The sequence below is a fragment of the Desulfuromonas acetoxidans DSM 684 genome (assembly GCF_000167355.1).
GTDB lineage: Bacteria > Desulfobacterota > Desulfuromonadia > Desulfuromonadales > Desulfuromonadaceae > Desulfuromonas > Desulfuromonas acetoxidans.
The window spans coordinates 57,300-69,525 of sequence record NZ_AAEW02000013.1 but is presented as its reverse complement, the minus strand read 5'-3'; the positions used below and the strand labels follow the sequence as shown (position 1 = coordinate 69,525).

The 12,226-nt window shown below is 50.5% G+C and carries 11 protein-coding genes and 1 tRNA gene; all 12 read left to right on the top strand.

Annotation, left to right across the window (positions count from 1 at the left end):
* Positions 1–14 precede the first annotated feature (14 nt).
* Positions 15–2,432 carry a Lon protease family protein gene (locus DACE_RS11565; protein ID WP_006001422.1) on the top strand — a complete coding sequence of 806 codons (2,418 nt, stop codon included), beginning with the start codon at positions 15–17 and terminating at the stop codon, positions 2,430–2,432.
* A gap of 127 nt (positions 2,433–2,559) precedes the next feature.
* On the top strand, positions 2,560–3,768 hold the full coding sequence (locus tag DACE_RS11560; protein WP_006001420.1) for an EAL and HDOD domain-containing protein: 1,209 nt from the start codon (positions 2,560–2,562) through the stop codon (positions 3,766–3,768).
* 83 nt (positions 3,769–3,851) lie between these two features.
* Complete coding sequence (locus tag DACE_RS11555) at positions 3,852–4,700, top strand: 4-(cytidine 5'-diphospho)-2-C-methyl-D-erythritol kinase (protein WP_040367195.1); 849 nt, start codon at positions 3,852–3,854, stop codon at positions 4,698–4,700.
* A 135-nt stretch (positions 4,701–4,835) separates the two neighbouring features.
* Positions 4,836–4,910, top strand: a tRNA-Gln gene (locus tag DACE_RS11550).
* 122 nt (positions 4,911–5,032) lie between these two features.
* A complete protein-coding gene (locus DACE_RS11545; RefSeq protein ID WP_006001416.1) occupies positions 5,033–5,971 on the top strand; it encodes a ribose-phosphate pyrophosphokinase in 939 nt (312 codons plus the stop codon).
* Between the two features lie 64 nt (positions 5,972–6,035).
* Entirely contained in the window at positions 6,036–6,659 is a 624-nt protein-coding gene (locus DACE_RS11540; protein ID WP_006001414.1) for a 50S ribosomal protein L25, read from the top strand.
* Between the two features lie 5 nt (positions 6,660–6,664).
* The gene (gene pth, locus DACE_RS11535; RefSeq protein WP_006001411.1) at positions 6,665–7,240 is read left to right on the top strand and encodes an aminoacyl-tRNA hydrolase; all 576 of its coding nucleotides are present in this window, start codon (positions 6,665–6,667) and stop codon (positions 7,238–7,240) included.
* Between the two features lie 32 nt (positions 7,241–7,272).
* Positions 7,273–9,279 carry a sodium-translocating pyrophosphatase gene (locus DACE_RS11530; protein WP_006001409.1) on the top strand — a complete coding sequence of 669 codons (2,007 nt, stop codon included), beginning with the start codon at positions 7,273–7,275 and terminating at the stop codon, positions 9,277–9,279.
* A 71-nt stretch (positions 9,280–9,350) separates the two neighbouring features.
* Positions 9,351–10,445 carry a redox-regulated ATPase YchF gene (ychF, locus tag DACE_RS11525; protein WP_006001408.1) on the top strand — a complete coding sequence of 365 codons (1,095 nt, stop codon included), beginning with the start codon at positions 9,351–9,353 and terminating at the stop codon, positions 10,443–10,445.
* A gap of 142 nt (positions 10,446–10,587) precedes the next feature.
* A complete protein-coding gene (rpsF, locus tag DACE_RS11520; RefSeq protein ID WP_006001406.1) occupies positions 10,588–10,953 on the top strand; it encodes a 30S ribosomal protein S6 in 366 nt (121 codons plus the stop codon).
* A 34-nt stretch (positions 10,954–10,987) separates the two neighbouring features.
* Positions 10,988–11,245: a 30S ribosomal protein S18 gene (rpsR, locus tag DACE_RS11515; RefSeq protein ID WP_006001404.1), complete on the top strand. Its 258-nt coding sequence runs from the start codon at positions 10,988–10,990 to the stop codon at positions 11,243–11,245.
* A gap of 39 nt (positions 11,246–11,284) precedes the next feature.
* Complete coding sequence (locus tag DACE_RS11510; RefSeq protein ID WP_006001402.1) at positions 11,285–12,208, top strand: DUF2232 domain-containing protein; 924 nt, start codon at positions 11,285–11,287, stop codon at positions 12,206–12,208.
* The last annotated feature ends 18 nt before the right edge of the window (positions 12,209–12,226 follow it).

The window sequence follows — 12,226 nt, the reverse complement described above, 5'->3', positions numbered from 1 at the left end:
AGAGGAGGACGTCTATGTCAATCACTCCGTTGGCTGCCGATGATTTGAAATGGCTATGCTGCGATCAGCAGTTTGAATTCGACTCAACAAAACAACTCAATGGCCTCGATGGTCCCATCGGTCAGGAGCGTGCTATGGCGGCGATTGAGTTGAGTTTAGCTATGCCCAATGATGGGTTCAATCTGTTTATCACCGGCCAAACCGGAACCGGGCGGACCTCTGCGATTCGACAGATCCTCGAAGAGCGGGCAAAGGGGGAGCCGGTTCCGGATGATTGGTGTTATGTTCACGATCTTGAACAGGGAGCCTCTCCTGTGGCCTTCAGCGTGCCGCATGGTCTGGGTAAGCAATTGCAGGAGGATATGGCTGAGTTGATTCGTCGCTTGTCAGAGCAGTTGCCCAAATTATTCAAAAGTAAGGAATATGAACAGTATAAAGGAAAGACCACCGAAGAGTTTCAGCTTAAAAGCAAAAAGCTTTTAGAGGACCTTGAGCAGGAAGCTGCAGAGCAGGGCTTTGAGATTCAGCGCAGTGTCAGTGGCTTGGTGTTGGTGCCGGCAAAAGATGGTGAAGCGCTGACCCAGGCGGAATATGATGCCTTGGATGAGGAATCTCGTAAGGAGATTGACCAGAAGGGAGGGAAGCTGCAAAAGATTCTCAATGGGGTCTTGGCTCAGACGCGCGAAATTGAGTCCGAGGTTCAGCAGGCGGTGTCAAAGATGGAAGAGCAGATTGTCGATATGACGACTAGCCACCTGTTTGCCGAACTCATGGACCACTACCAGGACTATGATGAGGTCGTTGAACATCTTGACCGCTGTCGGAGGGATATTGTCAACAACGTCAGCGAATTTCGTCCCCGTAAGGAACGTCAACTTATTTTTTCTGGAGGTGAAGATCTTTCAGAGCGCTTCTGGAGCCGCTTTGAAGTTAATCTCTTGATTGACAATCAGGCACTTGAGGGGGCTCCGGTGGTGTTTGAAAATAACCCGACCTATTTTAATCTGTTCGGTCGCATTGAGCATGTGTTCCGCATGGGTAATGCGACGACTGATTTTACCATGATTAAGGCCGGGGCGCTGCATCGGGCCAATGGTGGTTATCTGGTGCTGAATTGTCGTGACCTGTTGATGAACTATTTCTCCTACGAAGCGATAAAGCGTTGTTTAAGACGGGGAGATGTTGTTATCGAGGATATTGCAGAGCAGGCACGTCTGATTTCAATGGCCTCGCTCAAACCCGGCCCGATTCCGTTTTCGGGAAAAATAGTGCTGGTTGGTGATGCTCATCTCTATAATCTGTTACACCATTTTGATCCGGATTTTGGTAAATTTTTTAAAATTCGTGCAGATTTCAACAGCTCGATTGACAATACGTGGGATAATGTGACCCGTTATGCGCAATTTATTGCGGTACAGTGCCGTGATCATGATTTGCCGCATTTTGAACCTGGTGCGGTCAGTCGGGTGGTAGAACATGCTGCCCGGTTGACGGAAGATCAAAATAAATTGTCGTCCAAGTTTCTTGATTTGGCTGATCTGATCAAAGAGGCTGGTTTTTATGCCCACCAGCAGGGGCGTGAGAAGGTTGCTGCGCAGCATGTATTGCTGGCGCTGGAGTCACGACGCTATCGAAATAATCGGATTGAAGATGAGTTGCGCCGTCTGATTGTTGAAGGAACTATCATGGTAGATTTTGCTGGAGCGGTGGTCGGTCAGATTAACGGTTTGTCCGTCTATATGCAGGGGGATTATCAATTCGGTCTGCCGACTCGGATTACTGCAACCACCAGCATTGGTCGTGGTGGTGTGGTGGCGGTTGAACGGGAAGTGAAACAATCCGGTGCTGTTCATGACAAAGGTGTGATGATTTTATCTGGATTTTTTGCCCAGCGATTTGGCCAAAATAAGCCTCTGACGTTCTCCGCCTCATTATGCTTTGAGCAAACCTATGGTGGGGTGGATGGCGACAGTGCTTCGTCAACCGAGTTGTATGCACTGATATCGTCTTTATCGGGGTTGTCGTTGCGTCAGGATATCGCTGTAACCGGATCGGTCAATCAGCATGGTCAGGTGCAGGCAATTGGTGGTGTTAACGAGAAAATCGAGGGCTTTTTCACCCTGTGCAATATTGTCGGATTGACCGGGCGGCAAGGGGTAATGATTCCGCGGGCAAATGTCAAAAACCTGATGCTCAATGGGGATGTGGTTGCTGCGTGTCGGGACGGACGGTTTCATGTTTGGGCTGTTTCGACTATTGATGAAGGCCTTGAGCTTCTCACCGGGACTCCGGCCGGCGAGTTTGTCGATGGTCAATGGTCTGAGGGGTCAGTCAATGCGCGGGTTGATCAGCGTTTGACGACCATGGTCGAAACGTTGATGGCGTTTGCCAAAAAAAATGATGCGGCAACGGAGAACCACTCTGGCTCCTGAGATTAACCCGCGGAGATCTTGAAGCTTTTGTAATAAGGCTGCACTTCTTTGTAGTGGTTCAGATTGACTTTTGCTATCTTATTGCACTACGGAAGGAATTTAACGTTTCTGGACAGGGTGCGGATTTATGCAGGATTTTTTTATTGGCCGACAACCTATTTTTGATCGCCATATGCGTGTGTATGCCTATGAGCTTCTGTATCGTCACGGCTTTGTTGATCGCGCCGTGATTACCGATTTTGATGCAGCCAGCTCCGAGGTGGTGGTCAATGCTCTGACAGAGTTGGGGCTGGATCGGCTGGTTGGTACCCGCAAGGCCTTTTGCAATTTTACCCGCGGTTCCCTGATTAAAGGCGCTGATGTCCCGTTTAGCACAGACCAGTTGGTGGTCGAAGTGCTCGAAACGGTAACCGCTGAGGCGAGTGTTGTTGAGGCGCTGAAGAGTCTTTCACGTAGTGGTCATCTGATTGCTCTGGATGATTTTGTCCTTGATGATGGTCTGGAACCTCTGGTTGAGCTGGCCGATATTGTCAAGATCGACGTGCTTGAATTAACTCAGGATGAGGTGCGCGAGCAGGTTGAAAAACTGCGCCGAATCAAAAAGCTTAAGCTGCTTGCCGAAAAAGTAGAGACCAATGAGGAGTACCAATTCTGCCGTCGGCTCGGCTTTGATTATTTCCAGGGTTATTTTTTCAGCAGGCCTCAAGTGGTCTCCGGGCGCCGTTTGCCGCCGGGGCGACTGGCCATGTTGCGCCTGATGACGGAGTTGCAACGTCCGGATATTGACCTGGGCAAGCTCGAAGAGATTATCGAGACAGACGTCAATCTGTGTGTCAAGCTGCTGCGCCAGATCAATTCCAGCTTTTACAGCCTGCTCTCTGAGGTGAAATCCATTCGCCAGGCCATTGTTTATTTAGGGCTGATCCATATTCGTAATTGGGCCTGCATTGTGGCGATGGGCAGTGTTGATGATAAGCCGCAGGAGTTGATGACCATGGCACTGATTCGCGGAAAGATGTGCGAGTTGTTGTGTCGCGATGATGATGCAGAACGGCGTGGTATGTTCTTTACCGTTGGATTGTTTTCTCTTCTCGATAGTATGTTTGATTCTCCGATGGAAGAAGTGCTCGAAAATCTACCGTTAGCCCAAGAGGTGAAAGCTGCGTTGTTGACCCGTACCGGAGACATTGGTCTGACCCTGAAATGTGTTGAGGATTATGAACAGGCCAATTGGTCGTCCGTCATTGAAAGTGGCTATGATGAAGATCGAGTCCGTGATGCTTACATCGAATCGATTGAATGGTCGCAGGCTGTGATGGACAGCTTGGAGTCCTGATGCTCTTTTCTCTTTGAGTTTTGTTTAAAACCTCAACTCTTCCAGTATTCTCTGAATGTCTCCACAGTAAGGCCATAGTGACGATGATGAAAGTGAATTGCCAGACGGTTTATGCCCCGGCAAAGGTGAATTTGTGTTTGCATGTTGAAGCACGTCGTGACGATGGGTATCACGAACTGTGTATGATTATGCAGAAGGTCTCTCTGTATGATGAACTGACAATCACGGTTTCCGAAGGGGAGGGAATTGGACTTGTATGTGATCAAGTTCCCTTGGCTGATGGCGAAGATAATCTTGTTGTTCGGGCTAGTCGACTGATTCTTGAAGAGGCCAAGCGTAGCGTGCGTGTCGATCTGCGTCTGGTCAAAAATATTCCCGTGGCCGCCGGACTCGGCGGTGGCTCGTCGGATGCTGCCGGTGTGTTGCTGACGTTAAACCGGATGCTCGGTACTCCGGTGGCGTTGCCTCAATTGCATGAGCTGGCCCTTCAGTTGGGGGCGGATGTGCCGTTTTTTCTACAAGATGACACCGTCTGGGCGCGTGGTGTCGGGGAGCGATTGACTCCGGTTTGTGTGGCCGCGGATTACGTGTTACTTCTGGTCAATCCTGGGGTGCCGGTTTCAACCGCTGCGGTTTATCAGGGTTTAACCCAAGATGATTTCAGCTGTTGTGAGCCGGTTGCGCGGATAGAAGGTCGGCAGGACCTGTGTCGGATGCTGCACAATGATCTTGAACGGGTGGCGATCTCCAGCCAACCCGTGATTGAAGAGGTGAAAAAAAATGTGGTTTGCTGTGGTGCCGAAGGGGTTCTGATGTCGGGCAGTGGTGCCACGGTTTTTGGTGTTTTTGCCAATAAGAACAATGCGGATAAGGCTGCAGAAAAGTTGCGTTGTCAGCACGGCTGGTGGTGTGAAGTGGTTTCTCCACTGTAAACACTAAGAAAGTGACTTTCAGGCAATTTTTTTGTTTACACCCCACAAGCTTTGTTGTATAACGCCTCCACGACTCGCTCAGAAGAGATTGTCAAAAATGATGGGCTCGCTAGTCGTAACCTATAAAGTCAATGATGGGGCGTCGCCAAGCGGTAAGGCACCGGATTTTGATTCCGGCATTCCCAGGTTCGATCCCTGGCGCCCCAGCCACTTTAAAACCTCTTACGATGATAGTTTGGTTGCCCAAACACACCATGCATTGAGAGGTTTTTTTTGTTTGTACCGCCTGCTTGCAGGCGGTGTGTCGTTTTGCCGTTTCATCAGGATATGACGTGAACAAATTCAAAGTTTTTGCAGGTAATTCGAATCTGACCTTGGCGCGTGATATTTGTGGCCACCTGTCGGTGCCACTGGGCAGTGCCAATGTCAAAAGTTTTTCCGATGGCGAAATAATGGTCGAAATCGGCGAGAATGTCCGTGGACGCGATGTCTATGTGATTCAGTCGACCTGTGCTCCGTCCAATGACAACCTGATGGAATTACTGATCATGGCGGATGCTTTGAAGCGTGCTTCAGCCGCCAGTATCACGGCGGTCATTCCTTATTTCGGCTACGCCCGTCAGGACCGCAAGGTCGCACCGCGCACGCCGATCACAGGGAAGCTGGTTGCTGACTTGCTTTCGACAACGGGGATTGACCGTATTTTGACCATGGATCTTCATGCTGGTCAGATTCAGGGCTTCTTTGATATTCCTGTTGATCATCTGTATGCCGCACCGGTGTTGCTGGAAGACGTTCAATCCCGTTTTAAAGAGCGTGTTGTCGTAGTGTCTCCTGATGCCGGTGGGACCGAGCGGGCGCGTGCTTTTGCAAAACGTCTTGATGCTGGTCTGGCCATTATCGACAAACGTCGTAGCGGTCCCAATGTGTCAGAGGTCATGCACATTATCGGTGATGTCAAGGATCAGGTTTGCGTTATTGTCGATGATATGATCGACACCGCTGGCACCTTGTGCCATGCTGCCGAAGCTCTGAAGGCGGAAGGGGCTCGTCAGGTTTATGCCTATGCGACCCATCCGGTTCTGTCGGGGCCCGCTCTGGAGCGAATCAGCAACAGTTGCCTTGAAGAGGTTGTTGTATCCGACACCATCCCATGTGCTGATAAGGTCGAAACATGTTCCAATCTTCGTCAGTTGCCCGTGTCCAAATTGCTCGCAGAAGCGATCCGCCGAATTCATTCAGATGATTCGGTTAGTTCGTTGTTTGTTTAAACGTTCAATTAATAAGGCGTGAACGGCTCAAAGCCGACGCTGTTTATATGGAGGAAGTAAAATCATGGCACAAGCAGAATTAAATGTTGCCCTGCGTGAGCGGGTAGGCAAAGGGGGCGCACGTAGTGCCCGCCGTAACGGCCTGGTTCCCGGCGTTGTATATGGCCCGGGTATCGAACCCTGCACCGTTAACGTTGAGCCGAAGGCTCTGCAAGAGGCGATCAGTGGTGAGGCCGGTTGGAACACCCTGCTGACTCTGAAAGGTGACGGCCCCTTTGACGGTGTGCTGGCAGTCGTTAAAGATATTCAAGTGGATGCGATCCGTCGTGATGCCACGCACGTTGACTTCCAAGCGATTGATAGCAATAAAATGCTTTCGTTCATGGTTCCTGTCAATGCTGTTGGCAAGTCCGCCGGTGAGAAAGCAGGTGGTAACCTGCAGGTGATTCGTAAGGAGCTTGAGGTTGTTTGTCTGCCTGCCAACGTTCCCGGTCACATTGATATTGACGTTGAAGCACTTGAGATCGGCGATGTTGTCCATATTGATGATGTCACGGCTCCTGAAGGTGTTGAACTGCCTCACGATGTTAACTTTACTGTCATCACTGTTGTCGGTCATAAGCCGTCTGACGACGTTGAAGGTGAAGAGGGTGAAGAAACTGAAGAGGTCGCCGAGGGCGAAGAATAATCCCGATGGTTATTGCCGGGCTGGGAAATCCGGGCGAACGTTATGCGGTAACTCGGCATAATGTCGGGTTTATGGTGGTTGATCAGCTTGCTGCACGCCATCAGATCTCATTGAAGAAAAAAGGTCATCAGGGCCTGTATGGTATTGGACGGTGCGGTGGGCAGCAGGTGATGCTGCTTCAACCGCAGACGTTTATGAACCTTAGCGGTGCCAGTGTGGCCTCCGCATGTAAATCCCTCGATGTGACATCGGGGGATTTGGTCGTGATACACGACGAGATCGATCTGCCTTTTGGTGAAGTCAGAATCAAACAAGGCGGCGGTCACGGCGGACATAACGGTTTACGACACATTGATCAAGCCTTGTCGACACGTGATTATATCCGGGTGCGTGTCGGTGTGGATCGGCCACCCGCTGGTGCGGATGTGGCAGCCTATGTACTGAAATCCTTTTCCGCAAGTGAGAAGAAGCAGTTAACTACGGTGCTCATGTATGCGGCTGAAATCGTTGAAGCCATTATTGATCAGGGGCTTCAAAAGGCCATGTGTAACTACAATGGGCGCAATGTTTTAAACCCATAGACAATATTCACAACGTAAGGGGGAGATTGGCAATGGCATATTTTGCCGTAATTCTAGGGATCGTCGGCTTTGGAGCTGCGATCATGTTGTACAACAAAGTAAAAGCTGAACCTGTAGGTAATGAAGTCATGGCAGACATTTCGGATTCTATCCATAATGGTGCGATGGCTTTTTTGCGTCGTGAGTATCGTGTTCTGGCGATATTCATTGCCGCAGTTTTTCTGCTAATTTTGGCGGGTATGGGCATTCAGACCGCCATGGCATTTCTCGGTGGCGCCCTGTGCTCTATGACTTGTGGCTTCATCGGTATGAAGGCCGCAACGCGCGCCAATGTTCGTACCACGGAAGCGGCCCGACTGCATGGTCAGGCTAAGGCGTTGGAAGTTTCCTATAACGGTGGTGCTGTTATGGGACTGTCTGTCGCGTCTCTTGGCTTGGTTGGCGTTGGCATTGTCTATGGTTTCTTCGGCGGCGATCCGGAGAGTGCCCGTTATATTAACGGTTTTGCCATGGGTGCTTCATCCATTGCACTGTTTGCCCGTGTTGGTGGTGGTATCTACACCAAGGCCGCTGACGTCGGTGCTGACCTGGTAGGTAAGGTTGAAGCCGGTATCCCCGAGGACGATCCTCGTAACCCCGGTGTTATCGCCGACAACGTTGGTGACTGCGTTGGTGATACGGCTGGTATGGGTGCGGACATTTTTGAATCTTATGTCGGCTCCATCATTGCAACCATCGCCATTGCCGCTGCTGCCAGCCCTGCACTGCTTGAAAAACTCGGTGGTCCTGATGTTCAGTCTGCCGCTATGGCGCTGCCTCTGCTGCTGGCCTCCTTTGGCCTGATCTTCTCTGCCGCTGGCATCTACTCCATGAAGCGCTTTGCTGAGAAAGATCCTGCTGATGCTCTGCGTTTGACCACCTTTGTTGCTGCCGGGTTGTTCCTGGCCGCTTCCATGTTCATTATTTTGATCATGGGCTTGAGCTTTGGTGTGTTCCTGGCACTGGTTGGTGGTTCTTTGGCTGGTATCGCCATTGGTCTGATCACCGAATACTATACTGCGGAAGCGCCGGTTCGTCGTATTGCCGAAGCCAGTAAGACCGGTCCGGCAACCAACATCATTGCCGGTCTGGCAGTTGGTCTGGAAAGCTGCGCTGCTCCGATCCTGATTATTTGTGCAGGCATCTTGGTTGCGAATTACTTTGCCGGTCTCTACGGCATCGGTATCGCAGCCGTTGGTATGCTGGCAACTGTCGGTGTTACCATGACGGTTGATGCGTACGGCCCCATCGCGGATAACGCCGGTGGTATTTCGGAAATGGCCGGTCTCGGTCCTGATGTTCGTGAAATCACCGACGGTCTGGATGCGATTGGTAATACGACCGCTGCCGTTGGTAAAGGTTTTGCCATTGGTTCTGCTGCTCTGACGGCCTTGGCACTGTTCTCCGCTTATGCAACGACGGTTGGTTTGGAGGCCATTAACCTGATTCAGCCTCGTACGGTTGTTGGTTTGCTGATTGGTGGCGCACTTCCGTTTTTCATTGGTGCTCTGACTATGACCAGTGTTGGTCGGGCTGCCGGTCAAATGGTTGACGAAATTCGACGCCAGTTCCGTGAAATTCCCGGCCTGCTTGAAGGTAAGGAAGGCGTTAAGCCGGAGCCTGAGAAGTGCATCGATATCTCTGCTCAAGCTGCTTTGAGAGAGATGGTTCTGCCTGGTGTTGTGGCTGTTGTTGCTCCGGTACTGATCGGCTTTGTTCTGGGTAAAGAAGCTCTTGGTGGTATGCTCGCCGGTGCCACTTTGGCTGGTGTCCTGCTCGCTCTGATGATGTCCAACGGTGGCGGTGCTTGGGATAACGCCAAGAAGTATATCGAATCCGGTAAGCTTGAAGGTGAGAAAAAAGGTGGCGAAGCTCATTCTGCTGCGGTTATCGGCGACACCGTCGGCGACCCGTTCAAGGATACTTCTGGCCCGGCCATGAACATCCTTATCAAGCTGATGAGTGTTGTTTCTCTGGTTATCGCACCGCTGTTAGCCTAGTAGAAAACGACGCATGTCGATAATGGATAGCCGGGGCATCTGCTCCGGCTATCGTTGTTTGGAGAACCGTTATGGGATTTAAGTGTGGCATTGTTGGTCTGCCGAACGTTGGTAAGTCGACAATTTTTAACGCCATTACGTCTGCTGGTGCTGAGTCGGCAAACTATCCGTTTTGTACCATCGAGCCCAATGTCGGTATTGTCGCCGTTCCGGATAAGCGACTTGATGCGCTGGCTGAAATCGTCAACCCGCAACGGGTGTTGCCGACCACCATGGAATTTGTCGACATTGCCGGTTTGGTTAAAGGGGCCAGCAAGGGCGAGGGGCTGGGCAACCAGTTTCTTGGACACATTCGCCAGGTAGACGCCATTGCCAATATTATTCGTTGTTTCGAAGATGACAATGTGGTGCATGTTGACGGCTCTGTCGATCCGTTGCGTGATATTGATGTGATTCAGACAGAGTTGAACCTGGCCGACCTGGAGAGCGTTGAAAAGCGTAAAACCAGAATTCAGAAGTTGGCTAAAAGTGGTGATAAGGCCAGTCAGGCCGAACTGGTTGCGCTGGAGGCTCTTGAGCAGTGCTTGAATGATGGCCAGCCTGCCCGTGTTGCTGCGTTGAGTGATGAGCAGCGCGCAATGGTCCAGGATCTCCATCTTATCACCATTAAGCCGGTCCTTTATGTGGCTAATGTTGCTGAAGATGATCTGGCTGGTGAGCATCCCCATGTGCAGAAGGTTCGCGACTATGCTGCTGAACAGGGCGCTGAAGTTGTGATTATCTGCGGCAAAATTGAATCGGAAATTGCTGAACTTGATCCCGAAGAGAAAAGTGATTTTCTCCAGGAAATGGGCTTGGACCAGTCAGGACTCGACCAGATGATTCAGGCCGGTTATCGGCTGCTCGGCCTGATTACCTATTTTACCGCTGGTGTTAAGGAAGTCAGGGCCTGGACGGTTCCTGAAAATGCTTTGGCTCCCCAGGCGGCCGGGGTGATTCATACCGATTTTGAAAAAGGTTTCATTCGTGCCGAAGTTATTGCTTATGATGATTTCATCGCCGCAAAAGGTGAGGCCGGTGCAAAAGAAAAAGGGCTGTTGCGCGTTGAAGGCAAAGAGTATCTCGTCAAAGATGGTGACGTCATGCATTTTCGCTTTAACGTTTAGTTCCCTGATGGCACGATAAAACGTTGGACATCTGACACCTGCTGTGTTAGATATCACAGTTCTGCAAGTCGGGCATTTAAGGTAAGTGCTCGCTCCTTGTTCCGGGGAAGACCGGGGCTAATATCCATGAGGAGGTTTACGCATGCGTACCTATGAAACTGTATTAATTGTCAATCCTCAGATTGTGGGTGACGAATACACGGCCGTGATTGAAAAATTCAAAGGCGTGTTGACGGACCAGAATGCTGAGATTCTTAAAGTGGACGAGTGGGGCACCAAGCGCCTGGCTTATCCGGTTAAGAAATGTGAGCAGGGCACCTATGTTCTGATCAACTTCAATGCCGAGAATGTTGTCATCAAGGAATTCGAGCGCCGTATGCGTCTCGATGATGCTGTGATCAAGTTTCAGACCTTGATTCTTGAAAACGGTCTTGAAGAGGTTGCTGAAGCCGAGGAAAGCGTTGAAGAAGCTGAAGAAGGCGCCACCGAGGAAAAAGCGGACGAATAACGTTTAACCGACAATATTCTGGAGGATATAAATTATGGCATTTGCAAAAAAAGGGGCACCCCGTCGTCGTTTTGGCCGTCGTAAAGGTTGCCGTTTCTGCGCAGACAGTTCACTGAAAATTGATTACAAAGAGGTTCGTACTCTGCGCTATTTCATTTCTGAGCGCGGCAAGATTGTTCCTCGCCGTATTTCCGGGAACTGCGCAACACATCAGCGTAAAGTAACTGAAGCAATCAAACGTGCACGTAACATTGCTCTGTTGTCCTTTACTTCAAACCGGACGGTCGATTAATTGGCGATCAATTTTGCTGTGCAGGAAACTCCGGGTCGGATGAATCGCCTTCTGGCGATCCTACTTGGAAGTGTCGTCACCAATAGCTTGCTATTGAGTGCGTCAACGCTAGGCCCTGTTTCAGCATTCCTCAACATGTTTATGGCCATGCCATTGGCCTATGTTGGGATGCGTTACGGTGTCGGCAGTGCATTAGTTGGAGTGACATTGACTGCGGCAATTCAATATGCCGTGGCCGGATTTTACTCTGGCGGTCTGTATCTCCTTCAATTTTCCATGGCAACCATCGGCTTGCCCTGGTTGCTGAAGGTGGGAATATCCTGGTTGCGCAGTGTTCTGATATGTACGCTGTGTACGGCGGTACTGGCAGGAGGATTTGCTGGGGGGTATGCCGCACGCCAGGAGATGACCGTGACCGAAATGGTCAATCAATACATTGATAAAGAGGTCGCTTCAGCGCGAACGATTTACGACCAGGCTGAGTTGCCCAAGGATCAACTGGATAATCTTTATCTGGTCCTTGATTCAACAGCCGATTTTTTTCGTCAGGCTTTTTGGGGCTTGGCAACAACAGCTTTCATGCTGTTGTCGCTGATGACCGTGGGGTTGCTTAAAGTTGCCCCACAACGTACTTATGCGGTACCCGGGTGTATGTTTCATCACCTTAAGCTGTCTGAGTACCTGGTTTGGGTACTGATCGCTGCAGGGTTCTCCCTGCTGATCAAACAGCCGGTGGTTCAACAACTCGCCCTGAATTGTTTGACGGTGATATTACCCCTGTATTTCCTGCAGGGCATCGCCATTATCACTTTTTTCTTCAGGAAAAAAGCGTTTTCGACCTTGTCACGAGTTTTCGGCTATCTGCTGATTCTTGTGGTGAATCCTTTGCCTCTTTTGGTGACAGCCATAGGGGTGTTTGATATGTGGTTCGACTTTCGAAAGCCACGCGTAAAGACAACGTAGATCCTTTGTGGAGGAGAA